We start from the raw sequence: 23768 nt of genomic DNA, 5'->3' as shown, positions 1-23768 counted from the left end.
CATTACATTCTGGCCGCAAACTTTTGGGAAATACTCAGGCGAAGTTTTCGTTCGTAGTCTTCCTCTAACCATTCCTTGTAGTTTTTGGTGTTATTCATAATACAATAGGAGTATTGGCGTACCCTGTAGGCTATTTCCTCTTTCAATTGTTTTGCAAGGATACGCGCATCAAAAACATCTTCACTGTTTTCTACACAAATTTGTGCATGTTGCTCAATACTGCGCTCCAATACAGTTTTAGACTTAAGGCCCTGCGCAAATACCTTTTTGTATTCCGCTTTAATATCAAACTCGGTACTTTCGGACTTACTGAATTGGGCCTTGAGATCAGCTGGCATTTCATACACAAACTCCTTTTCAATATCCTCGTCATTTTTGATATTCTCCAAAAAGAAATCAGGGAAATGGAAAATCTCTTGCCAATCTATTGGTGCTTCCCACAACCCAAACCGGGCTACATTATTTCCGAGATCAACAACGGTAAAGTCCGATTTCTTTGGCAATATCCTGGATCCCCTTCCAATCATTTGAAAATATAATGTAAGCGATCTGGTTGCCCTATTCAGCATTATGGTCTCTACGGTAGGTTCATCAAACCCCGTGGTTAAAATACTAACGGAAGTCAGGATGGCATCCGGAGTTTTAGCAAACCACTCCAGAATCTCTTTCCGTTCCGGGGCACTATTCTTATTATCTAAATGCCTTACATTATAACCCGCCTTATTAAATGTTTCGTAGACATATCTTGAGGTATTGATTCCATTGTTAAATATTAAGGTCTTGGTGCCTTTCGCAATCTCCTCATAAGCACTGAGTAATTTCCCCAGCATGCTCTGATTTCCATAAAGTTCATCTGAAGATTTTACCGTATAATCTCCACTAATACCCAATTTAAGAGACCTTAGACTAACATCGTAGTTATATACATTGGCCTTTGCCAGGAACTTTTTTTCTATTAAGGATGAAATGGACTCCCCTACGATCAACTTTTTATAGTTGTCTTTCATGGGTAGCTTAATATTGGAGCTTAAAGGCGTAGCCGTGACACCAAGAATAATAGACTTCTCAAAATATTTAAAGAGCTTTCTGAAAGAATTATAATGTGCTTCATCTATAATAACCAGGCCAACATTATCAAGCTCAACCATCCCCTCCTGTAATCGGTTATTGAGGGTCTCTACCATGGCCACAAAACATAGAAATTCATTCTGATCTCGCAATTCTTTTATCTCGCTGTTGATGATCATGTTATTGACACCAAATCCGCTGAGCATCTTTGAGGTTTGTGTACTAAGTTCTATACGATGTGTCAGGACAACCACCTTCTTCTTGGTTTCCCGGATATATCGCCGGGCAATCTCTGAAAACACTACTGTTTTACCTCCCCCTGTCGGCAGCTGATAAAGTAAATTCACATCCGAACTCGACTCTTTCAAATACTTAAAAATTGTATTGAGGTCTTGTAATTGATAGTCGTAAAGTGTTTTTTCTATTTTGTCTGTTTGTAGCTCCAAGTACGAAAAGAATTATAATTTAAATTTTACTCAATGGCAGTTGTTAAGACTCCAATTTTGCAAAACTAGCAGAAATTTGTCCTTAAATGAAATTTAAGAGATGAAATATAAAATTTAATAGCCCTTAAGATCGGATACCACATTTTTTAGTGGCTGGCCAGACTGCAATCTTTTGTAGTTATCCAGGAGCTGGGGGGTAACCGAAGCAATATCTGAAACACTGGCAATATGCGGAGTTATATGCACTTTAGCATGGTTCCAGAATGGATGATCTGTATTTAAGGGTTCTGTGTGGAATACATCCAGACTGGCACCGGACAAATGACCTTCATCTAACATTTTTATAAGGTCATTATCTACCAAATGCCCTCCTCTGGCCACATTGATGACATAGGCACCTTTGGGCAGTTTACGGAACAATTCCTCATTTAGAATGCCTGTAGTGTTTTTTGTTAAAGGTAAAAGACAAACCAAAATATCTGCTTTGGCTAGAAATTTATTCCTCTGTTCCTCTCCGGTATATATGGGCATATTTATATTTTCTTTTGGTGAATTAGCCCATCCGATAACATTGAAATTTAATTTTAAAAGGTCTGTAGCCAGGGCCATCCCCAAAGCTCCCATACCCATTATACCTACGCAGACATCTTCAATTCTCTGATATGAGCGCATTACCCAGACCTTCTTAAGTTGATCTACTTTGTATTGGTTAAAATGTTTGAGATGACTTAGTATCTGACCCAGTACAAATTCTGACATGTCGCTAGCCAATTTTGGATCAACAACCCGGGTGATAGGAAGATTTAAGGGCCGTTCTGTATCTTCAAATATAAAATCTACCCCTGCACCAAAACAGGCGATGCATTTTAAATTTGGATAATGCTGAAGACTACCCTTAGGGTGTTTCCAGACAAGCGCCATGTCTATTTCATCTCTTGGGTGTTCTTCTAAAAAGCTGTAAATCGGGATTTCCGGATCAGCTGCCAAAAGAGCCTTTTTCCAAAGATCAATCTTATCGTCCTGTCTTAATATGACTATTCCCATATCCTGAATATTTTTAGTCTATCATATCTAAGGCTCTGGAAAAGCCTTCTTTATATGCCCACTGCTGTGTTTGCGTAAACTCATATATGGTAATAATTCGCTCTTTAAACTCGGGTAACAAGCTGTGGGAAGCTATATGTCCTACACTTTGTTCAAAAGAATTAAGCATGCTCTTAAAGAATGCTTCGGGTACATTTCTATCTTTTGAAAACAACTGTGCAATTTCCAGGTTATATAGCATAAGATCTGCAATATAAACCGGGTCCATTCCTAATTTCACGAACTGTTTTATATATTTCTGAGCTACAGAACGTCTGGCACGGGCACGTTTTCGTTTTACAGGAAAGTACTCATTAGAAATTTTAGCTTTTGCCTCTTGCAGCAGTTTATCTTCTTTTGGATTAAATACGAAATCGAAATAAGATTTAACCGCCGGAAACCGGTCATATAAATCCAGCAATTGTTCCTCCAATTGCCTTTTTTTTAATTCCGATACATATTTTTTTAACGCTCTTTTGCTCACGGTCCGAATATAATGATATACAAATTAACAAGGCACATAGCCATTAACATTAATTCTATACTGTGTAATGAACACTGTTTGAGGGTTTTAAAACCACTCTTAAAATACTTATAAAATATGTAAAAGAATAGCTGCTTCCTTTTGGAAAAGACAGAATAAAGATGTATTATGAGAAATCATAATTTTAAAATCCATACATCATATATGAGGCAATTAAAGATTATCAAGCAAGTAACTAACAGAGAATCAAAATCATTAGACAAATACTTGCAAGATATCAGTAAAATAGAATTGATCACAGCAAATGAAGAAGTAGAATTAGCACAGAAAATTAGAACAGGAGACCAGGCTGCATTGGAGAAATTAACCAATGCAAACCTCAGATTTGTGGTTTCTGTAGCTAAGCAATATCAAAACCAAGGGTTAAAACTACCAGATCTTATAAATGAAGGCAACGTTGGCCTGGTAAAGGCCGCCAAAAGATTTGACGAAACCAGAGGATTTAAGTTCATCTCCTATGCCGTGTGGTGGATTCGCCAGAGCATTTTACAGGCATTGGCAGAACAATCCAGGGTGGTAAGGTTACCTCTTAACAAGATAGGTTCTATCAATAAGATCAAAAAGACATTCTCATATTTAGAACAAGCTCATGAAAGGCCTCCTTCAGCTGAGGAAATTGCTTCTGAGTTAGATATGAGTGTGAGTGAGGTAAAGCAGTCTATAAAAAATGCGGGGCGTCATGTTTCCATGGATGCACCATTAAAAGAAGGTGAAGATTCCAATCTTTACGATGTGATGCGTTCGGGAGAGTCTCCCAAGCCGGACAAGGATTTGATGCAGCAATCTCTAAACACAGAAATTAACCGCGCATTAGAAACCCTGTCTCCGCGCGAAGCTGATGTTGTTAAGTTATACTATGGAATTGGCGATCAGCAATCCATGACATTGGCTGAAATAGGACAGACTTTTGATCTAACCAGAGAGCGTGTTAGACAGATTAGGGAAAAAGCCATTAGGAAGTTACGACATAACTCCAGAAGTAAGTTACTGAAAACCTATTTGGGATAAAGAGTTTTATTTTAATAGCAATAAAAAAGGGAGCGATTTTCGCTCCCCTTTTTTTAACAATCTAAACACTAATAACAATTAAGAGCAGTTGAGCCTGCTGATATCGTAATCCATTAAAATTTCATTTAAATCTTCAAGGAAGTTTAAATAAGCCGCATTGTCGTGATTCATATTAGCCATAATAGTAGGATTTGGGAATGAAAAAGCCGATTGAACTATAAATAATCCAATTCGGCTAATTCGTTTAAACTTAAAATTTCATTTAAATCGCGGAGAAATGCAAGATATTCCTCCCCATAAGTATCGTATAACATGGTAAGTTTGGGTTTCGTTCTTATTGAGATTTGGGTATCAATAAATACAAAGTAAACTTATCTATTCTTTGGCGGAAGCACAATTAATTGTGGTGTAAGCGCTAATTTTTGTTGTAAAATGATGTTAATTTATAGGTTTGGGCCTAAATATTAGAACTTTACCCTGTAAGTAAGCCCTGCAGAAACGGCCCAAAAGAAGTTCCCGGGAGAGGTTGTTAGCTCTTGCCTCACCAATCCAATTCGGGTTCTATAAACCGTTGGAGCATTCTTAGGTGTGAACTGATATTCCAGATTTAATCGTTGTGACTCCAGATATAAGAGGGTTTCTGAAAGCACTACTCCGTCTAACGTAAGCTGCCTGAATTCTGGTGCATATCCCATGCCGAAAGAAATTCCCGAGTAGTTTTCACCATCTCTTCTGTACTTTCTAACCAGTAAATTACCCGAAATAGTAGCCACACCCCCTGGTTTTGGAGTGATAAAGGACCTTAATGAGAAATAGTAGTTACCGCTGTAATGGCCAATAGAACTAGCAATTGAATAGATATCACGAGTATCGAAGCTAATAAATCTCATGCCGGCCGAAGCTTCCATTGCTCCTGGTAAATTAGCATAGAGGTCCCCTCCAGCCTTATGATTAGGATAAATGGTAGAATTTGAAAATCCGTAGTTCAGGTAGGCATAAAACATTTTTGAAAACTTTGGATAAAAATCTATGTCGTACTGAATACCATTGGTTTTTAACCGATTGCTGTAATTTATTCTGGGGATTACGCTACCCACCTTGGTTTGTCTTTTATACTCGATAGTAGAATATACAGTGGGTTCGTAAACCTTATCAAAGACCGTAAAGGCATTAGTAAAACCAATGATATTATTCAATTTCTTCTTTTCTTCTGATTTCTTAGTGGTCGCTTTCTTTTTGGAATTTAATTTTTTCGCGGGCTTCTTCTGTTTACCAATCGGCTTTTGAATGGTTTCATCTTTGGTATAGGGAGTGTAGCTGGTGTTTTTAATATTTGCTAAGGCCAGAGCCTGTAGCCTTTCCAATTCTATATCCCCTGGAAGGTGAATAAGGGCCTTATTGGTCAAACCCAGCGCAGTAGCGTTATTCCTGGCATAAAGCTCATTCTTTACAGCTGCGATCCAGAAGACCCTGCTTTTCTTGTCTTCGGAAGTAATTTTATTAAAATGTTTTCTAGCCTCATCATAATTACCGTCCCAACTATATGTCCTGGCTAATAAAAATCGTGCAGAACCGTTTTCCGGAAATTTATTGAGATAGTTGTTTAGGGTATTTCTGGCCGAGCCGTGTTTTCCTTCAAAAGCCAGGTTATGAGCTTCATTCAGGGCTTCTGAAAGGTCGTCACTACTACCAAGTTCCTGTGCCCACGAACAGTAGCTGAGCATCAATGCTAAAAAGGCGGTATGTACTATTTTATACTTCATTTGTGGCTTTGAACAGCTATCTCGTCTGCAGAAGGTGATTTTTTACTGGTTACAGAGGCGGTCGACTGCTTTTTTCTGTACTCGTTTCGCGCACGTTGAATCTTATCTTTTATGAGGTCGGCATCTGATGAATTTTGCTCAACGATATCTATTAATTCAAACCCTTCCTGCTGTCTTCCAGACCAAAAGAGAACATCAAACAGCGCCGAATAGGAATCAATATAGTTGGGATTCATTTTGATACAAGACCTTAATATTTCAATAGCAGTATCATGATTGCCCTGCCAGGCATTCACCCTGCCTGTAAGTATTTTAGTGTCTATATGACTCGGCACTTCTGCAAGGACATATTTACACAGTAATAAGGCCTTGTCATATTCATCATTAAATGCCAAATCTCTTGCGGTCAAATAGGCTTTGTCCGAGTCCTGACCATTATAAACGCTGTTAATCCAGACTATTTCACTCTCATTAAAGATGGTTTTTTCAAGGGTGAAAATTGCCAGACTATCCGGGATTATCTTATTGTTTGTGGTAACATAGGCATTCATTGCTTTAAATCCGGCGAGCTTACTTTCCAATTTGGAAGAACTCCCGCCAAAAGAGGTAGCCAGATTCATATTTTCGTCCAATTCAAAAAGTTCTCCATCCGATAGCACGTATTGTTGATGAATGTATTCTTTAAGTTCATTCTTATTCCTCATTAGAGGAATGTCTTTTTCAGAGCGAAATTCCTCTTGCATATCAAGAGCACCTCCCATCCAGGCCACTTTTTTAGGCATCTTTAATTCATATGCCTTATTTAACATTGACAGCAAACTGGGGGTAACATCGAAATGTGACGATACCGCACTCATTTTTCTGCTCTCCTTTAACATGGGACTGTAAATAATCAGAGGAACATGAAATCTGCTGATAGTATTTCTCTGTGGAATGGGGATAAGTCTGTGATCCCCAGTGATCACAAAGATTGTGTTTTCATAATTCGGCTGTGATCTGTACGCCTCAATAGCATATTTTATAGCATCATCGGTATATAATAAAGTGGCAAAAACATTATCGTTCTTTTCTATTATAGTCTTTTTCCTGCCACCGTATTGGCTTCCCGAGAGCAGTTGCTCTACCTTATCCTCATAATATTCCTGTCTGGGTGGAATAAAAGGTTCATGTGTACTTATGGTCATATAGACTTCTAACCTCGGTTGTTCTTTTGTCCTGGGCAGAGTCATACTTTTCTTAAATAATTCTTTGTCCGGATACCCCCAGGAGGAGCCAGCAGCATCTTCTGCCTGCAGTTCGTAGTTTTTGCCAAAGCCAGACCTATCAAGAACAAAATCCACATTTTCACTTAATAGAAACTTGTCTACGTTGTCGAATGAACTATTGGTGCCCTGTAAAAATGAAGTATGATAGCCGTTATTCTTCAGTATACTAAAAAGTGTAAGCTTGTTTGGGAACTCTTCGAGCTCCATAAATCCGCTTTTTCCAAAGGGCAATGATCCCATAAGAGAAGGCAAGATCCCAAATGTTCTCCCTGTATTACTAAGGCAGTTCTCCCAGTAGAGCGATTTGGTAGAGAGCGAATCCAGAAATGGCGTAAAACCACCATATTCAGCACCTTCCCCGACAAAGTCTCGTCCAAGACCTTCTACCATTATAAATACGATATTTGGTTTTTCTTCTTTCAAATTGAAATAATCCCCGAGAACATCCTCCATTTCGGGTCTTTTTATCAAAGGATATTCAACAGCTGAATCATAGGTATTGTCCTCGGTAGAAGTGTTGTACAGGTTGACAGCCAAATACTGCGTCTTATTCTGGTTTATCGGCTTACCTTCTGTAAATAAGGTAGTAATGAAAAGGCTGAAGAGTATTATAGTAAAAGGGTATAACTTACTAATACGATGATAGAATCTGGATGTGAGTTTATAAAGACCAAAGAATAGCAAGATTATGGCCAAAATTCCAAATATCATGGTAAAAGATATCCCTCCGGAGTTAGAAATGGTGGTTTTAATATCTGCATAGCTATATCCCAGTAAATCTGATCCCAGTGGAACCAGGGTAGTACAGTAATAGCTAATGAGCATGGCTTCTAAAATCAATAGTAATATCAGGGAGCCGAAGATGAGGTTGAATCCGTATCTGGGTCTTAAATTCTCCCAAAAATTGAATGGAAATACCAAAATTAGGCCAATTACAGAGGCGAAACCAATTTGATGTACCAGTGCTATGATAAAACTCATACTAAAAATACTGTCTACCACTCCTTTTAAGTATAAAGTGGTATACTGATATATAGACAAGAGTAACAGACAGCCAAAGAAGGCTATAATTAATCTGGTATAGTGTTTTAGTGTATAGCTGTCTAACTGACTTGTATTCATTATTCTAAGCTTTACTGAAACCTTTACGGGTAATGGTTCCCCAGCCCGCTTTAATATTAAATAGTTTTTTATAATTCCCCTTAATCGCCGAAAATGTAACTATAGGGTGGTATACAAAGGGTTCTATAAGTGCAAAAAGCATAAGTGTAATTATATCCTTGGTCTTGGTATACTGATTATAGGTGTAGATTTCCCATAGTATGGCATAAAAAGAAAACATTATGGCAAAAGCATATACCATAAATGTGATGGCAATAAAGAAATCTATGTTCAAAATCCCTAAGTAATAAAACAAGAGAATAGAGATAAGGCCTGTTACTTCCAAAATTGGAGCTAACCACTCATAAAAAAACCAATAAGGATAGCTCAATAATCCCAGTCTTCCATATTTGGAATTAAAGAACATTTCCTTGTGCTTAAACAGTGTTTCCAGGTTTCCTCTGGACCAGCGATCTCGCTGCCCTACAAATATTTTGAGATCTTCGGGAACTTCGGTCCAACACAAAGGATCCGGAATATATTCAACGGTATAGGGCTCTCTCCTTTCGTGCATGTATTTACGCATTCTAAATACAATTTCCATGTCTTCCCCAACAGTCTTGGTATCATACCCCCCAATTGCCAGAGCAATTTCCCTATCGAAAAATCCAAAGGCACCGGAAATTATTAAGAGACTATCCAGTCGTCCCCAGGCCATTCGACCCAGCAAAAAAGATCTGGTATACTCCAGCAGCTGAAACTTCGCAAGCCAATTTTTGGGCATCCTTATCTCTTCGAGTTGCCCCCCATCAATCTTACAGGAGTTGGCGACTCTCACTACCCCACCAACTGCAATTACTCTTTTCTTGCTTCTTTGAAAAAACGATTTCACAACATGTAAAAGCGAATCTGGCATAAGCAAACAATCTACATCTATACATCCAACATACTTGCTTTCTGCGAGATATATACCTGTATTCAGAGCATCAGACTTTCCTCCGTTCTCCTTGTCTATAACGGTTAGCTTCGAAAAGGAGCGCTGGCCAGATTTATACACCCCTCTTATAGGTTTGCATTTCCATTCCGGGTCTATATCGCGCTCAACTTTTACCAAATCATATGCGGCAATCATTTTTTCCAAAGTATCGTCCTTGCTGCCGTCATTAACTACCATAACTTCATAGTTGACATATTGAAGCGAAAGCAGGGAACGAATGTTTTCTACAATGGTCAGTCCTTCATTATATGCCGGTGCAATAATGGTAATGCTTGGTGCCAATGGCGAGGCCATAATTTTTGAAAGATCACCAAAGCTATTTTTCTTTTTGTAATGAATAGAGTTTCGCGTAGAGAGGTAACCCATTGTGGTAAAAATGAGGAATAGGGTAATAGTAAACATCATAAAAACGATGTTTATGTACTCCAGAATTACATTGAATAAACCACTATCCATTGAGCTTGTCCATTAACTTAGCAGGGAAGGATAAAATTTCATCTAGAATGTTATTCGACACTGATGATGTCAGTTCCTCTTCTTTTTGAACTGAAGCATCCGAATCTACTTCATCGGATACTGCTGTGTCTAACTGAAAATCTATATCGAAGATGTCTTCCGTAGATCCACCCTCGAGATCAAGGTCGGAATCTAAGTCGCCCTGTGCGTTCATCTGCCCTTCTATTGTTGTCTTATGATCTGATTTCTGAGAAGAATTTTCTTGTTTGTTATCTGATATTGAATTCAGATACTCTTCCAATTTTTCGGCTATAGCAAGAGCTTTTCTACGGACTCTTTGGTCTTCATCATTTGAAAGGGTATCCAGGAATTTAAGATCTCTTTCATCACCAACTGCTAATATTTCATCGAGCAAGATTAGTTTGGACTCTGCGTCACAGGTTCTGAACAATTCATTAAAAATACTGACCCGGTCTTCCAAAACGGCATTCAGTTCAAAAAGCGCTTCCTGTTCATCATTAGCCGATGCCCCTATCGAGGCTGCCGATACTACTTCTTCATATTCTAAGTCAATATCAGGCAGGCTCAGTTGATCTGCTTTATCTTCGGTACTGCTTTGGTTGTTTTCCCAGGGCAGGATAATCTCCTCTAACTCCTCCTCTATTGCCTGGGTCTGAACGTCTTCATTTACCTCCGGACTTTGCAATTCCTCTTCTGATTGAGCTATAGGACGAATGGTTTTATCCGCTTCGGCATCAATAACAAAAGGAATAAAATCGTCGGTTAGATCTTGCTGTTCTGCATCATCCGCTTTTTTAATTCGGTTCAATATCCTTTGTAGTTCTTCTGCAAACAACTCGTCCTGATGAACAACTTCCTCATTTACTTCAATATTCCATAGGGGGTCTGTAATTCTGGTTTGTACAGATGTATTTTCCTCATTGTCCTGAGCGATAATTGGTAAAAAGTCGAGCGGCAAAATCTCATCCGGAGCCCATCCTTGTTTTGGTGGAGCTGTGATGGAAAGTATCTCATCCAATTCTTCCATAAAGCATACTTCAAATATACTTTCATCTATATATTCCGGGTCCAGTACCGCTTCCCAGTAAGCCTCCTCACTATTCAGGTCTGTTAGATCTGTTTGTTGAGGCTCATTTTTTCTAAGTGCTTCGAAAATATCATCACTATCAAATTCTATTTCTTCCCTATGTTCCATTATATTTTCTTCTGAAAGATTAAAACCTACTTCTTCAGATTCAGGAAACAACAGTTCTTGCTGTGCCCCAACTTCAGACCTTACTGTCTTATTAATATCGGTGTCGTTAATAAGTTGTTGCCCCTCCTTTTTGACCTGCCAGTCCGTTGCTATATCCTTGGTAAACCCTATTATTTGTTCCTCAATAGAGAGTGGTTTCTCTTTCTGAACATTTTCCTCTTCGGCAACAGGACTTTTTACAATTTCCTCTGTTATTTCTTTGGAATTTGGAGCAGGAATTTCATCCAACACCTCTTGGGATGCATCGTAGTCCGGATAAGCATCAATGCCGTGTGTTGGCAGTACAGTTTCAGGAGAGATGGTATTAATTGCACTCAGAGCTTTGCTTTTAACCATGAAATTATTCTCCTTATTTTCAACCATCTTAAGAAATGGAATCTCATTGTCTTCTCCCAGGCTGGCCACCGTATCAAGCAAAACCAACTTGACACTTGGGCTGCACTTCCAAAATACCGTTTTCAGGGTATCCAGAGCTTCAAAAACTACAAACTCCTTTATACAATTAATGGCTTCAATTTTTATCTGATCATTATTGTGTTTTACCAGTTGTATCAGAGAACTGTTAGCATCGTTTTGCTTATAATATTTTATCAGTCGTAATGAGAAAAGGACCACGTCTTTATTCTTAGCGGTAAGCCAGGCTTTAAATCTGGGAGGCTGGAAATCTTCCAGATTGCGAATTTCGTTGAGCAATTTCAATTGCTGCCACTCGGAGATCCTGTATTTACAGGTGTCGAGAAAGTAAACAATACCTTCATGTTTTAGGCTAACCGTAGCCATTTGAGCCTGTTTCCGAATAACCCCCTTGCGATGATTAATAAACTTCTTAATAAAGCCGTACGACTCCTCTACCTGTAACTGGGTAAGTTCTAAAATCGCCTGAGAAATGATTTCCCAGCGCCAGCTTTTTAGTTTCTGGAAGGCATCAAGATGTAAACCCAGGTCTTTATAAAGTGAAAAAAGCCTGAATCTGGCGTCACCGGAGATATCTTTCTGAAGATCTAGTAGTATTTCGACAAGTACTTTCCGATTGAAATTATCTTTTAACAATTCCCTGATATCCAGCTTTAATTGTACATGATTGTATTTCTCTTGTAGGCTTACATCGTCTTCATAAAAGAGGAAGTTGCTTATCATCGGGCCTAATTCCTTCTTTCTTTGACGGACTGCTTTGTTTTTATGTAAGATTCTATTTCTAAAAACGAATGCAATTACTAAGTAAATGATTCCAAGACCAGAAAATATCTGAGTGAGCTCCCACAAAAGATCTGCGTCGATCTTCGGCACAAGTGGTAGTAGTAACAGATATGTGAATTTTAATATGCCCACAACTTACATTTTCGCCAACTCCCTTCCTACCCGAACAAGTAATTCCGAAGGGCTTACAGGTTTGGAAATAAAATCATTAGCACCCATTTCAAAGGCATTTAAGACATTTTCTTCGTTCCCGGCAGAAGAAATTATAATTACGGGGATTTGTAAATTCAATTCATTTCTGACGTGATCTACAATTTCGATTCCGGAGAAATAGGGCATCATGATATCACTGACTATGATATCAGGGGTATGCTCTTTTAAAAACTCCTTTACTTCCCTTCCGTCATAGGCTAAATGCACTTTATAGCCCCCTTTCTCGAGTCTATAATTAAGTAATGATGCCAATAATTCATCATCTTCCGCCAACAGTAAATGTTTTTTTTCTAAGATCATTTATACCTTTTCTAGTTCAATTCTTCAAAGGCCTTATCTATTGCCCTTTCCACTTCAGGGTATTCGGTTACAAAGCAGTTGAATAAAAACTTAAGGTGTTTGATGTCCTGTTTTTTTCTACTTTCCAGTTCAATTTGTTCTGCGATGACTAATAATTCTCGTGTATTCATCATTCGCAGGCCACTTTTTATTTTGTGAGATGCAAATCGGACTGCTTCAAAATCATGGTTTTCCAGATGAATCTTTAATTGTCCTATAAATTCCAGAGCGTTTCGCTTAAATAAATTTATGAGCTCTTTTAAAAGATCTTTTTTACCCAGGCAATCCTCGAGAATAGGATTTAAATCCAATTTTGACGGTACACTATTGCCCAATTTGGAAGAGTGTCCGGTTTTGGACGCCTTTTTATTTGTACTACTCATTGCTTTGGTTTTTAAATTCTCTTGCCGGCTGTCGTCTTCGTTCTTTTGAACTTCCTTAGCAGGCAAAGGAGTTATGGGATCATTGGTAATCCTTGTATCGATCTCCGCGGCTGCAAGTATGGCATTGATATAAGATAGTTGCCTATTGCTGAGTTCACTTTCTTTTAAATAGGCTGTGAACCGGGTTGAGCCAAAGGAAGAATGCTCCGCGAGTTCCCCATGGGCTGTGGAGATTTCAGAGTCAGTTTCACTCTTGTTGGTCTCCTCCTCCATGTTAAACACGGATTTAAATTCCTTTTCGGAATCTTCCTGGCTTTCCTGCTTCATTCTGTCTTGAAGCAACGTTCTAAATCTTTCTAAGGTATCCTTAAGTTCCTGGGCTTCAGCCGCAGTGAGACTTTCATATGAAAATTCATGAAGGGTCGCCTCCAGGTCGGATAATTTTGTTAGTAGGTCTTCTAGTTTCAAGGTTGATATAGATTTGGTTATTTGGCACATCAGGTAAATTTTTACTTGATGAATTGAATATTCTGATGTTTACTAAGTTTCTGAATATTATTTGTTTAAAACTCATCATTTCACCTGCCCTGTGCAATTAAATGTTACCTAGGCTTCATTTTCTGTTGTCAAATAGCTTTATTTGTAGGTTTAAAATTCTTACCAAATGCGAACTATAATTATTAGCTTTTTTATACTGGGATTTTTATCCTGCGGAGAATCTGAAAAAAAACCAGAAGAAAGCATGCAAGAAATAGCCCAAAGGATACATCAAAAAGTTGTCACTATTGATACTCACGCAGACATCAATGTGAAGAACTTTACTGATAGTATCAATTATACCCAAAATCTGGATACTCAGGTTAACCTGCCCAAAATGGAGGAAGGAGGCCTGGATGTTGCCTGGTTTATAGTCTACACCGGACAGGATACCTTAAGTGATGAGGGCTATGAAAAAGCCTATGATAATGCCATGTCCAAATTCGAGGCCATCCACAAACTATGCGAAGAATTTGCCCCGGAGCGGATAGCACTGGCTTTAAATTCGGAAGATGTCAGGAACATCTCAGCCACAGGTAAAAAGGTAGCCATGATTGGAGTCGAAAACGCCTACCCTATAGGTGAAGACCTTAGTCGGATTGAAGAGTTTCATGAACTGGGGGCCAGATATATGTCTTTGTCTCACAATGGGCATAGTCAGTTCTGTGATTCAAATACGGGTGAAAAGGATGGTCTATGGTCATTTAATGGTTTAAGTAAATTAGGAGAAGATGCTGTTAAAGAGATGAATAGGCTTGGTATAATGATAGATATTTCACATCCTTCCAAGGCTGCAATGGAGCAAATGATCGCCATTAGCAAGGCCCCAATAATTGCCTCACATTCATCCGCCAGGGCGCTTTGTGATCACAGCAGAAACCTGGATGATGAGCAGTTGCTTTTATTGAAAGAAAATGGCGGTGTGGTTCAGACTGTGGCATTTACTTCATATCTCCATACGGCTAAAAGCGATGCAAAAGCCGCCTATATGCGCACAGTTTACAAGGAAGTAGCAGATTCTTTGGGGATCGACTGGTACGATAGATCTGAATTCAACAATTTGAACGATGCTCAGAAAGAGGCATATATCACTAATTACCCTAAAGTCAGGGCCATTGCAAATGATGTTGTGGTGGACAGGCAAGATGTCCCAGAAGGAGTCAATGTGCAGGATTTAGTTGATCATATAGACTATATGGTAGAACTTATCGGAATTGACCATGTGGGCATTAGCTCAGATTTTGATGGAGGAGGCGGAATTGATGGCTGGTCTGATGCGTCTGAGACTTTCAACGTAACTCTAGAACTTGTAAAAAGAGGATATTCCGAAGAAGAAATTACGAAACTCTGGGGAGCAAATCTCATGAGAGTACTGGACGAGGTTCAAAAAGTGGCCAGGGAATGGCCTAATAGCTAAACCTGTACCATTTTAAGCGAAATTTATAATTGTCCATTCCCCCATAAAAGACTGTTATCATAGGTCTTAACAGAATTTTAGCACCCTTTAATAAAGTTTGTTAATCTTAGAATAAAATTTTCTTAAAACGTTTTTCGATTGGCGTATTAAAAAATACTTTCGTCACAGATCTAATCAAAAAACGTCATGCAAACACTCGCAAAGTACTTATTTGGCCTGCTCTTAATTATTTTTGCAAGCCTAACCAATGAAGAACCTGCTAAAGAAGAGGTAGCGGAAAAATGTTCGCAGTATAAGGTGGAAACTTTATATGTGTGTAAATCTAGTAACGAAACGGAGAATTATATTTAACAACCCCTGCAGGTTAGCTCCCCCTACTAATATACTTTTCCTGGTTGCACCAGCGTCTTGGGTATATGCAGCTTTACTCCTAGTTGCTCATTTAATTTTTCAATAAAATAAGCGGAAAGTAAAGGTGAAGCCAATTCCATATTCTGATGAATAAAAAAGTGAATATTCTTAAGTCCCTGTTCCCGCCAGCTGGCTATTTTTACTGCCCATTCATCTAAGCGCTCATAATCTGTTGGATGATTAGCGCCGACATATCTTACAAAAGCCTCATTATTACTTAGGCGCATATGTAGCATATCTCGCCTACCGGCGGTATCGACTAAAATATTAGCGATATTATTTTCATAAAGTAATTGATAAATTTCATTTGCGACCACAGTATCGTTATACCAGTCTGCATGTCTGAATTCTATGGCTAACGGAAACTCTTTTGGCCAATATTCTATGAACTTAACTACCCTGTCCCAGTTTTTGGGACCAAAATTGCTATGCATTTGCAAAAATATTGTACCCAACTTTTCCTTTAGCCTCGAAGTAACTTCAAGATATTCATTAATAATGGGATAGATGTTGTCATTTAAACGCCTTAAATGACTAACTCTATTGACCACCTTAGGGAAAAATCTAAAATCGTCAGGTGTTAAATCGTACCACTGGTCGTACGTATGCTTGGGAAAAATTCTGTAAAAGGTAGCATTGAGTTCTATACTATTAAATTGAGAAGAATAATGTCCCAACTCATCTTTAGTACCCCTGGGATAGAAGTTCTTCAGATCCTGTCGATTCCATTTGGCGCAGCCAACAAAAATATTCAGAGGACCGTCTTTTGATTCTGACAATCTCTTTTTGGTATCCGCATGGTCTTCCGGTAAAGAGAAATCTATCAGTTCCGGGTGGTCTACTCTTCCAAACTTCATTACATAGCAATTATTGGGCAGCTAAGTTATTGAATATTTTCACCCTCCACAATGCTATTTAATACTGTTCACAACCCGGTTAAAAACTATTTAAATTCTCTGGCCGATCCCTTGCTTTAATCTATAACTTTAAGAAAACTACCAGCGATGAACCAAAGGTCTGCAGATCTACTGCGTTTACGTCCAGAAATTCCCAATGCCAGATTAAGTCCCGATATGAGCCCTGATGAATATTTTCAGAATTCGTGTTTGCGTCCTGTGATTAAATTTCAGAACCATTTACTAGTTGCAGCTTTCAGAAACTATATCACTAAACATAAAGGAGCATTTTATGATTTGACGATGGATGGGAAAATAGAATTTGTTGAAAATGCAATTCAAAAGGACATCAAATTCAGGAATGCTTTAAAAGGAATGATAATCGGCCAATTTACTATTGAGGAATACGAAGCGTATATACTTAATTCTTCCGCACTTAATAAGCGAATGATGAATATGGTGAAGGAACGATTGAAAGATCAATTGCAACTATTCAGAATTGAAGAGTTGGTATAGCAGTGCTATTTTCCCTGCCTACCACCCTTTTTAAACAAAGGAAATCAACTCACGATAGATTCCCCGTTGATATTGGTCGTAAGCACCTCACTCATATAATCAAAATAAGGTCTTATCGCTTTAAAGGATGCATTTACCTCATTAAGGAAATCAGATGAAAGTACTTCCTTATCTGTAAAATTCCTGACAAAAATAAACTGCTTTTTTCTTATCAGATCAATATCCTTATGTTCTTTGTTAAAACCCTTAGGTGCTGTTTTAACTTCTTCGCCTTGCAGCTCTCCCCATATTTTTTTAAAATCTCCCGTTCCAATAATTTTTCTGAATTCATTGGCGTCCTGTTCCAGTTCTTTGCGTATTCTAAGAAGGTCATTTTTTTCCGGACCCCAGAATCCTGTGGCAATAAAAGACTCCCCTGGTTTTATTTTAAGGTAATACCCTCCGCGAAGCCTGGCCCCGGCTCTTGAAAATGAACCGGCAAAATGAGGTTGATAAGGCGTTTTATCATGAGAAAAACGAACATCTCTGTAAATGCGAAACATTTTTAATTTTTCTATGCTATCATGGGTATTCATCTGTTCTTTCAATTCTTCATAGAACTTTTTAATTTCAGTTTGCAAGGCCTTAAATTGGTTCTTGTGCTCTGTAAACCATTCCCTGTTATTATTCTTTTTCAGTTGTTCTAAAAAAAGTAACGCCTCTTTATTTATTAGGGTAATCGCCATAAGTATTTTTGTAACATATTTTAAGCTAAAGTTAACCTTTTAAACCGATAGGCTTTGTAATTAATAGTTAATTTTGATGACTAAACGCAGCATATATGGACAAGTCGACCATCATCGATAAAATTAACTACAATAAGAAACAGCCTAACCTGAGGTACCGATTAAAGCGTCAGACCGAGGTATTTACAGATTTACTATTTCTGACTCTATTTGATATAGAAACGGAAGTTGAAGGAAATCTGGATACCCTCGAAAGCTATTTCGATACCCTTGTAGATCTGGCTTGCTGGGATATTGAAAGACCTTGCAGTAAAATATGGGAGAATTACCTATCTCAATTACCTGCTGTCCTGGAAAAATTAAATTTAGATGCCGAGGCCATAGCAGATTGTGACCCTGCCTCCTTATCAATTGAAGAGGTATATATGGCCTATCCCGGATTTTATGCAATTGCTATTTACAGACTGGCTCACGAATTGTATAAAAAGGGTTTCCCTATGGTACCCAGGCTTATGACCGAATATGCCCACAGACAAACCGGTGTGGATATCAACCCGGGAGCACAAATCGGGGAGTCCTTTTTTATAGATCATGCTACCGGGGTGGTGATTGGAGAAACAGCAATCATTAAGAACAATGTAAAGTTATACCAGGGGGTTACACTTGGTGCATTATATGTTGCCAAGCATTTGCAGAAAACCAAAAGGCATCCAACTATTGAAAATAATGTCACCATTTATGCTAATGCCACTATTCTTGGAGGAGATACGGTAATAGGTGAAAACTCTGTTATCGGTGGTAATGCATGGCTAACATCATCTGTACCTGCAAATTCAACTGTCTTCCATACTCCTGAGATTAAAATTAAAACCAATTCGCATGCCTAATAGTCTTTTAAGCCTTATTGGTAATACCCCACTGGTAGCCTCCAGGAATCTCAATACCAATAAGAATGTTCGTTTATTTTTTAAAATGGAAGGTCATAACCCTGGAGGCAGTGTTAAAGATAGAGCGGCATATAACATGATTAGAAATGGCCTTGAACGAGGAGATTTCAATAAAAATTCAAAACTTATTGAGGCTACCAGTGGCAATACGGGAATAGCCCTTGCAATGATTGCAGGTATTTATGACCTGAATATAGAATTGGTAATGCCCGAGAATGCAACCAAAGAGCGCGTGCAAACTATGCGCGCCTATGGTGCCAAAGTTACGCTTACATCAGCGGATAAAGGCATAGAGGGTGCCAGAGATTACGCAGAAAACAAGGTAAAAGAAGATGGATTAATAATGATCAATCAATTTGCCAATGATGATAATTGGATGGCACATTACGCCAGTACGGGGCCGGAAATCTGGAAGGATACCGCCGGTAAAATTACTCATTTTGTCTCTGCAATGGGCACTACCGGGACAATAATGGGAACTTCTTCCTTTCTTAAAGAGCAAAATGAGGATATCCAGATTATAGGAGTGCAGCCCTCAGAAAATTCCAGTATTCCCGGAATCCGGAGATGGCCTCAGGAATATCTTCCTAAAATTTACAACCCTGATAAGGTAGATCAGATTTTGGAAGTTAGTACTGCTGAAGCGGCTGCAATGGCAAGGAGACTTGCTTCAGAAGAGGGTATTTTTGCAGGAATGAGTAGTGGTGGCGCGGCTGCGGTTGCTCTTCGTCTTGCAGAAACGCTGAAAGATGCAACCATTGTTTCTATTGTTTGCGATCGTGGTGATCGTTATTTATCATCAGATTTATTCGCCTGAGCAATTCCCAGTACCTGATCTATTCCCTTCCTGTAGGCATCAAAATCTACCAAATTATTATGTTCCCCGTCTGGCACCGAAATAAATTGTTTTTGTTTAATATTTAGCGAATTAAATAACCGTTCGCCTGAATCATATGGGACAACCTTGTCATCAGTGCCATGAAAAATATTAATAGGACATTTCACAAGCTGAGTATATTCATTTGAAGGTAATTGGTATTTTAAAAACCATTTTACCGGTAAAAATGGAAAGCGCTTTATCGCCAGGTCCAGAAGGCTGTAATATGGAGTTTCTAAAATTAATTGTCTAGGTTGGTTCTGAGAAGCCAGTTTAGAAGCAATACCCGTTCCTAATGAACGTCCATAAAGAATAATATTTTGTTCCTGATAATGATCCAATGCATAGTCGTAAAACAATTGCCCATCCTTATACAAAGCAGCTTCACTTAGTGTTCCGGAACTCTTGCCGTAGGTTCGGTAGTCCATCACTATCACATCAAAGCCCTTATCCACAAAAAATGTTACAATATTTCCCCATCTCGATAAATCTCCAGCATTGCCGTGAAAATAGAGGATAGTACCCTTAGGAGCTTCATTTTTAAAATGCAACCCATTAAGCACTGCATCATCTGCAGCAGTAAGAAATATCTCGTCAAAAGGTTGAGAGAACGAAAAACTGTAGTTCTGAGGCAGTGTTGTGGGTAGAAAAATTAATTTTTCCTGAAGAAAATAGAGCATAATAACAAGTAATAAATAACCCCCCAGAAGTACTTTTATACCTCTCTTTAATTTACGCATTTACCTTTTTTGAACTGTGTTGAACGCCGATGCTAGATCCACTTAGATCTACTTTAACTGGTCTGCTGGTGATAATTTCGCTTAGCATTTTATGATAAGACTCAAAGGTATTTAAGTTCTTATGTCCTCCTCCAATAACCGTATACAAAGTGGTGCTTCCAGGTTTAATTTTAGAAAGTTTAATACTTGTCTTATAAGGAATTAGCCTGTCGTCCGTACCGTGGATAATATGAATTGGGCAATTCACATATTTGAGCCACTTATATGTAGGCATTGGAAATTTTAGCAATACCGAAAGCGGCATAAAAGGTAAATACTTTTTTGTTACCTTACTTAGACTATAGTATGGTGCATCTAATATCAGCATTCGGGGATTGTTCATAGATGCCAGTTTGGTAGCAAAGCCAGAACCAAGTGAACGTCCGTAGAGAATAATATACTTTTCCTCTACGCTCTCCTTAATTTTGTTATAGATCACCTGCATATCCCTTTTCACGGCCTTTTGCGTTCGTCTTCCAGTACTCTTTCCAAAGCCCCGGTAATCTACCATAAGGACATCATATCCATGTCTTGTAAAATCTACTGCAAACTTTCCCCAGCCTTTGATACTTTTGGAATTCCCCTTCAAATAAAAAACGATTCCTTTGGGGTTTTGAGCTTTAAAACGGAGTCCGTTTATTATGGCTCCATCTCTTGTTTCTACATTGTATTCCTCTGTTTCCTGATTTTCATAATAAAACTGAAAATCGGCCGGTAATTTTTCGGGTTTAAACATGATATAATCCTGTAAGAAATATAAAAGGATGCTTATCACTACATAAATAGCGAGTACTAATCCTAAAATGTATCCCCAGCCTGGCATATCTCTACTTTATGTCAAAATACAAAATTAATTGATATGGCTATTTACACAGAATGGCGATCTGGGTAGATCCGATACCCATATAATGCCATCTATAAGTTATTCTTACTGTTCTTAAAATTTGTACGATGCAAAACTAGCCCCGAACCCGGAGCCACATAATCCTGAGTGATATTCGAATCTTCTTTTAAAGAGGCCTCAATCTGATCAAGGGTAATAACTCCCTTTCCCAACTGTATCAAGGCTCCCATTATTAACCTGATCTGATACCTTAAAAAACCCTTTCCAATTACAGTTAACACATAACTTTTCTCAGGAAAAAAGCTGGCCGTTAACTTTGTATTCAGCGAAATGTGACAGGTTTTGATACTCCTCTGGAACTTTGCGTTCTCTTTGTGTTTTACTGTATAAGATTTAAAATTGTGGTACCCCTCAAAAAGCGGTGCTGCTTTTTTCATTAGGTCAATGTCTAAATCTTCCAGAATATTTGCCATAAAAGGAGCACTGTATGGGTGATTTTTACTGCCATATGCAAAAAAGTATTGATACTCTTTTTGCGAAATATCCTTAATTATATTAAAATCATTGTCCACAATGCCGCAACTGATAATTTTAATATCTGCCGGTAGATTTGCATTAAATAGTACTATAAAATCCTCGATATTGACTATCTCGGCCCCTGTAAACAATTCAAAAGCACCATCTTCAGCTGAAACCCGGGCATCGGTTCTCCCGGCCCCCAGTATCTTAACAGGGGTATCAGGAAGAATAAATTTTAATGTCTTCAATAACATTCCCTCTACCGTTTTTTGTCCTGGTTGTCTTTGCCAACCACTATATCTAAACCCCAGATATTGAATTCTTATTATGTACCTGTACTTTTTGTAGTTCATTGCCAATTTATCTCCCCTCAATATTAGATTAAACCTGGTTATAATCCATAGTAATTATCTCAAAATTTGCGATTTAGGAATAATTATAAAGCACCGATGTGTGTATTGCAATGATAAGCACTATATGATTTTTTTGTATTTTGTGGACAACTAATTAACTAAACTTAAACGAAATGACAGACAATGTGAGTGTAAAACCACCTATGTGGTTTTGGATCGTAAGTGCTGTAGCGCTTGTATGGAATATTATGGGGGTCATGGCCTATTTAGGCAGTGCCTTTATCACCGAAGAAATGAAAGCCGAAATGCCCTCGGATCAATTGGCCCTGATGGAGAATACTCCGGCCTGGGTTACAGCAGCATTCGCGATTGCAGTATGGGGTGGATTTCTTGGATGTATTGCCCTGCTGCTGAGGAAAAAATGGGCCAGGCCTGTTTTACTGATCTCATTAATTGGTATCATTGTACAAATGTCTTATTCCTTTTTTATGACGAATGCTTCAGAGGTTTATGGTCAGGTTCAGGGGGTGATTATGCCCATACTTTTAATAGTCATAGGGGCCGCTTTAGTTTTACTGGCAAAAACGGCCACCAATAAGAACTGGCTGCGATAGTTTAAATATCTCGTTAAAAATAAGCGTGACACTTATCTGAATGAGGTTGCAGTTCAACGATTCATCGATAAAATTTATTTTAGCAACAAGCAAAAAACCTGTGTTAACCACAGGTTTTTGTACTTACTCAACATTGGTTGCGGTTCATCGATTAATTTAAAATAATCTTTTAAAAGCTGGCGTTTTAATCCCAAATATCTAGGCCCCCAAATCCTTGAAACCTGCTTATATGAAGAATATTTTACATTTTATTACATGGAGAAGATGTATGCTTCTTTCAATCGGAGTGCTTCTTGTGCTTATAGTTCTTAATTTCTATGGACTTTATTCAAATAAGTTCTATCTGCTAAAACCTGACAATTACATATTTCCACTACTCTCTATAGTCCATTTCGTGTTTTTATATGTCATGTGGTTTAAGATTAATGAAGATGAACTGACTGATCCAAAAATGCGCAATCTGGAGTACGCTATGTATGCCCTTGTATTGGTCTACATCTTTAAAATCTTCGATACAGCTTTTATTCTTTCTACCTATAACGACTTTGAAAATCACATAATGCCGGGGACATTTATGCCTATCGGCCTATTGATGATACTTTTACAAGCCGCATTATTATTTCTTACCCTTATCACCTTTATTCATAGAAAGGAAGAAATTGGCGCATACAATTTTGACAGTATAAATGAAAATATAGATTCCTGGTATTAAGGAATTCACTTGTGTTATGGCAAAGTAGAAGGCCCCGAAAATAATTTCGGGGCCTTCTCAATTTAAAAAACAAACCAAACAACCAATTACTTTTTCTTTATACTTAATAGTTAGTGTTTATCTATTGTATGATTACTTTTTTGGTGACCCTTCTCCCCTTACCATCATTGATACTAAGGAAATAGAGTCCGGATGGAACTTTTTGAATATCAAGAGTATTTTCGTTAATTCGATCGGTGGTTGCCGTGATATCATTTCCGGCCAGATCAAATAACCTAATACCCACTTTTTTACCGGCGGTAACATCCATATCAATATTAAGAACGTCTCTGGCAGGTAATGGATAAACCGTAAAAGTACTTTTAGCTGTTGTTCCTGAAATACGTTCAACACGTACTTCATTAGAAAAATCATAACAACCGTAAAGATCAGCTACATTATTTCCGCCTTCCAGGCCTTCCAATCCGTCGGCATAACTCAGA

General features: G+C 38.2%; 22 protein-coding genes. 7 read left to right on the top strand and 15 right to left on the bottom strand.

Annotated features, from left to right (window positions below; all coding sequences use genetic code 11):
- Positions 1-2: 2 nt before the first annotated feature.
- The 3 genes from J1G40_RS03040 to J1G40_RS03030 form a co-directional block, all read right to left on the bottom strand.
- Positions 3-1514, bottom strand: a complete 1512-nt coding sequence (locus tag J1G40_RS03040; RefSeq protein WP_265240868.1) for a DEAD/DEAH box helicase — start codon at positions 1512-1514, stop codon at positions 3-5.
- A 114-nt stretch (positions 1515-1628) separates the two neighbouring features.
- Complete coding sequence (locus J1G40_RS03035; protein ID WP_265240867.1) at positions 1629-2558, bottom strand: 2-hydroxyacid dehydrogenase; 930 nt, start codon at positions 2556-2558, stop codon at positions 1629-1631.
- A 13-nt stretch (positions 2559-2571) separates the two neighbouring features.
- The gene (locus tag J1G40_RS03030; RefSeq protein WP_265240866.1) at positions 2572-3081 is read right to left on the bottom strand and encodes a DUF6155 family protein; all 510 of its coding nucleotides are present in this window, start codon (positions 3079-3081) and stop codon (positions 2572-2574) included.
- Between the two features lie 204 nt (positions 3082-3285).
- Between J1G40_RS03030 and J1G40_RS03025 the strand changes: the two genes are divergently transcribed.
- Positions 3286-4149 (top strand): RNA polymerase sigma factor RpoD/SigA, encoded by an 864-nt coding sequence (locus tag J1G40_RS03025; RefSeq protein ID WP_265240865.1) that lies wholly within the window; start codon positions 3286-3288, stop codon positions 4147-4149.
- Between the two features lie 464 nt (positions 4150-4613).
- Here J1G40_RS03025 and J1G40_RS03020 read toward each other — a convergent pair whose 3' ends face one another.
- Genes J1G40_RS03020 through J1G40_RS02995 form a run of 6 tightly spaced genes read right to left on the bottom strand, consistent with a single transcriptional unit; the run spans position 4614 to position 13607 of the window.
- A complete protein-coding gene (locus J1G40_RS03020; RefSeq protein ID WP_265240864.1) occupies positions 4614-5912 on the bottom strand; it encodes a YaiO family outer membrane beta-barrel protein in 1299 nt (432 codons plus the stop codon).
- Complete coding sequence (locus J1G40_RS03015; protein WP_265240863.1) at positions 5909-8299, bottom strand: sulfatase-like hydrolase/transferase; 2391 nt, start codon at positions 8297-8299, stop codon at positions 5909-5911. Before J1G40_RS03015 ends, J1G40_RS03020 begins: the two co-directional genes overlap by 4 nt.
- A 4-nt stretch (positions 8300-8303) precedes the next feature.
- A complete protein-coding gene (locus tag J1G40_RS03010) occupies positions 8304-9731 on the bottom strand; it encodes a glycosyltransferase family 2 protein (RefSeq protein WP_265240862.1) in 1428 nt (475 codons plus the stop codon).
- Positions 9724-12336: a hypothetical protein gene (locus tag J1G40_RS03005; RefSeq protein ID WP_265240861.1), complete on the bottom strand. Its 2613-nt coding sequence runs from the start codon at positions 12334-12336 to the stop codon at positions 9724-9726. Before J1G40_RS03005 ends, J1G40_RS03010 begins: the two co-directional genes overlap by 8 nt.
- A gap of 3 nt (positions 12337-12339) precedes the next feature.
- Entirely contained in the window at positions 12340-12717 is a 378-nt protein-coding gene (locus J1G40_RS03000) for a response regulator (RefSeq protein ID WP_265240859.1), read from the bottom strand.
- 11 nt (positions 12718-12728) lie between these two features.
- Positions 12729-13607, bottom strand: coding sequence for an Hpt domain-containing protein (locus J1G40_RS02995; RefSeq protein WP_265240857.1), 879 nt, complete (start codon positions 13605-13607; stop codon positions 12729-12731).
- Positions 13608-13803: 196 nt separating this feature from the next.
- Here J1G40_RS02995 and J1G40_RS02990 point away from each other — a divergent pair, with 196 nt between their 5' ends.
- Positions 13804-15093 carry a dipeptidase gene (locus J1G40_RS02990; protein WP_265240856.1) on the top strand — a complete coding sequence of 430 codons (1290 nt, stop codon included), beginning with the start codon at positions 13804-13806 and terminating at the stop codon, positions 15091-15093.
- Between the two features lie 377 nt (positions 15094-15470).
- Here J1G40_RS02990 and J1G40_RS02985 read toward each other — a convergent pair whose 3' ends face one another.
- Entirely contained in the window at positions 15471-16361 is an 891-nt protein-coding gene (locus J1G40_RS02985; protein ID WP_265240854.1) for a DUF72 domain-containing protein, read from the bottom strand.
- Positions 16362-16508: 147 nt separating this feature from the next.
- On the opposite strand from J1G40_RS02985, the gene J1G40_RS02980 reads away from it, so the two are divergent.
- On the top strand, positions 16509-16916 hold the full coding sequence (locus J1G40_RS02980) for a glyoxalase (RefSeq protein WP_265240852.1): 408 nt from the start codon (positions 16509-16511) through the stop codon (positions 16914-16916).
- A 44-nt stretch (positions 16917-16960) separates the two neighbouring features.
- Here the strand turns inward: J1G40_RS02980 and J1G40_RS02975 are convergent, their stop codons facing one another.
- On the bottom strand, positions 16961-17641 hold the full coding sequence (locus J1G40_RS02975; RefSeq protein WP_265240850.1) for a DUF2461 domain-containing protein: 681 nt from the start codon (positions 17639-17641) through the stop codon (positions 16961-16963).
- A gap of 95 nt (positions 17642-17736) precedes the next feature.
- On the opposite strand from J1G40_RS02975, the gene epsC reads away from it, so the two are divergent.
- Together epsC and cysM are read left to right on the top strand one after the other, a co-directional pair.
- Positions 17737-18528: a serine O-acetyltransferase EpsC gene (gene epsC, locus J1G40_RS02970; RefSeq protein WP_265240848.1), complete on the top strand. Its 792-nt coding sequence runs from the start codon at positions 17737-17739 to the stop codon at positions 18526-18528.
- Positions 18521-19405, top strand: coding sequence for a cysteine synthase CysM (cysM, locus tag J1G40_RS02965; protein ID WP_265240845.1), 885 nt, complete (start codon positions 18521-18523; stop codon positions 19403-19405). The genes epsC and cysM overlap by 8 nt, the downstream gene beginning before the upstream one ends.
- On the opposite strand, the gene J1G40_RS02960 is transcribed toward cysM, so the two are convergent.
- From J1G40_RS02960 to J1G40_RS02950, 3 genes are all read right to left on the bottom strand, one after another.
- Positions 19378-20205, bottom strand: coding sequence for an alpha/beta hydrolase (locus J1G40_RS02960; protein ID WP_265240843.1), 828 nt, complete (start codon positions 20203-20205; stop codon positions 19378-19380). The genes cysM and J1G40_RS02960 overlap by 28 nt on opposite strands.
- Positions 20198-21067 (bottom strand): alpha/beta hydrolase, encoded by an 870-nt coding sequence (locus tag J1G40_RS02955; protein WP_265240842.1) that lies wholly within the window; start codon positions 21065-21067, stop codon positions 20198-20200. The genes J1G40_RS02960 and J1G40_RS02955 overlap by 8 nt, the downstream gene beginning before the upstream one ends.
- Before the next feature lie 92 nt (positions 21068-21159).
- Complete coding sequence (locus J1G40_RS02950) at positions 21160-21960, bottom strand: tRNA pseudouridine synthase A (protein WP_265240840.1); 801 nt, start codon at positions 21958-21960, stop codon at positions 21160-21162.
- A 173-nt stretch (positions 21961-22133) separates the two neighbouring features.
- Between J1G40_RS02950 and J1G40_RS02945 the strand changes: the two genes are divergently transcribed.
- Positions 22134-22574 carry a hypothetical protein gene (locus J1G40_RS02945; RefSeq protein WP_265240838.1) on the top strand — a complete coding sequence of 147 codons (441 nt, stop codon included), beginning with the start codon at positions 22134-22136 and terminating at the stop codon, positions 22572-22574.
- 229 nt (positions 22575-22803) lie between these two features.
- A complete protein-coding gene (locus J1G40_RS02940) occupies positions 22804-23286 on the top strand; it encodes a hypothetical protein (RefSeq protein WP_265240837.1) in 483 nt (160 codons plus the stop codon).
- A 121-nt stretch (positions 23287-23407) separates the two neighbouring features.
- On the opposite strand, the gene J1G40_RS02935 is transcribed toward J1G40_RS02940, so the two are convergent.
- Positions 23408-23768: T9SS type A sorting domain-containing protein (locus J1G40_RS02935; RefSeq protein WP_265240835.1), on the bottom strand; the 361-nt coding region annotated here is incomplete at its 5' end.

This window comes from Muriicola sp. Z0-33 (assembly GCF_026126425.1).
Taxonomy (GTDB): Bacteria; Bacteroidota; Bacteroidia; order Flavobacteriales; family Flavobacteriaceae; genus JAFMPW01.
This window is presented reverse-complemented; position numbering and strand designations above follow the sequence as displayed.

Coding starts and splice junctions, on each gene's coding strand:
- J1G40_RS03035 (WP_265240867.1), bottom strand. CDS start 2,558: ATGGGAATAGTCATATTAAGACAGGACGATAAGATTGATCTTTGGAAA.
- J1G40_RS03025 (WP_265240865.1), top strand. CDS start 3,286: ATGAGGCAATTAAAGATTATCAAGCAAGTAACTAACAGAGAATCAAAA.
- J1G40_RS03020 (WP_265240864.1), bottom strand. CDS start 5,912: ATGAAGTATAAAATAGTACATACCGCCTTTTTAGCATTGATGCTCAGC.
- J1G40_RS03015 (WP_265240863.1), bottom strand. CDS start 8,299: ATGAATACAAGTCAGTTAGACAGCTATACACTAAAACACTATACCAGA.
- J1G40_RS03010 (WP_265240862.1), bottom strand. CDS start 9,731: ATGGATAGTGGTTTATTCAATGTAATTCTGGAGTACATAAACATCGTT.
- J1G40_RS03000 (WP_265240859.1), bottom strand. CDS start 12,717: ATGATCTTAGAAAAAAAACATTTACTGTTGGCGGAAGATGATGAATTA.
- J1G40_RS02990 (WP_265240856.1), top strand. CDS start 13,804: ATGCGAACTATAATTATTAGCTTTTTTATACTGGGATTTTTATCCTGC.
- J1G40_RS02985 (WP_265240854.1), bottom strand. CDS start 16,361: ATGAAGTTTGGAAGAGTAGACCACCCGGAACTGATAGATTTCTCTTTA.
- J1G40_RS02980 (WP_265240852.1), top strand. CDS start 16,509: ATGAACCAAAGGTCTGCAGATCTACTGCGTTTACGTCCAGAAATTCCC.
- J1G40_RS02975 (WP_265240850.1), bottom strand. CDS start 17,641: ATGGCGATTACCCTAATAAATAAAGAGGCGTTACTTTTTTTAGAACAA.
- epsC (WP_265240848.1), top strand. CDS start 17,737: ATGGACAAGTCGACCATCATCGATAAAATTAACTACAATAAGAAACAG.
- cysM (WP_265240845.1), top strand. CDS start 18,521: ATGCCTAATAGTCTTTTAAGCCTTATTGGTAATACCCCACTGGTAGCC.
- J1G40_RS02960 (WP_265240843.1), bottom strand. CDS start 20,205: ATGCGTAAATTAAAGAGAGGTATAAAAGTACTTCTGGGGGGTTATTTA.
- J1G40_RS02955 (WP_265240842.1), bottom strand. CDS start 21,067: ATGCCAGGCTGGGGATACATTTTAGGATTAGTACTCGCTATTTATGTA.
- J1G40_RS02950 (WP_265240840.1), bottom strand. CDS start 21,960: ATGAACTACAAAAAGTACAGGTACATAATAAGAATTCAATATCTGGGG.
- J1G40_RS02945 (WP_265240838.1), top strand. CDS start 22,134: ATGACAGACAATGTGAGTGTAAAACCACCTATGTGGTTTTGGATCGTA.
- J1G40_RS02940 (WP_265240837.1), top strand. CDS start 22,804: ATGAAGAATATTTTACATTTTATTACATGGAGAAGATGTATGCTTCTT.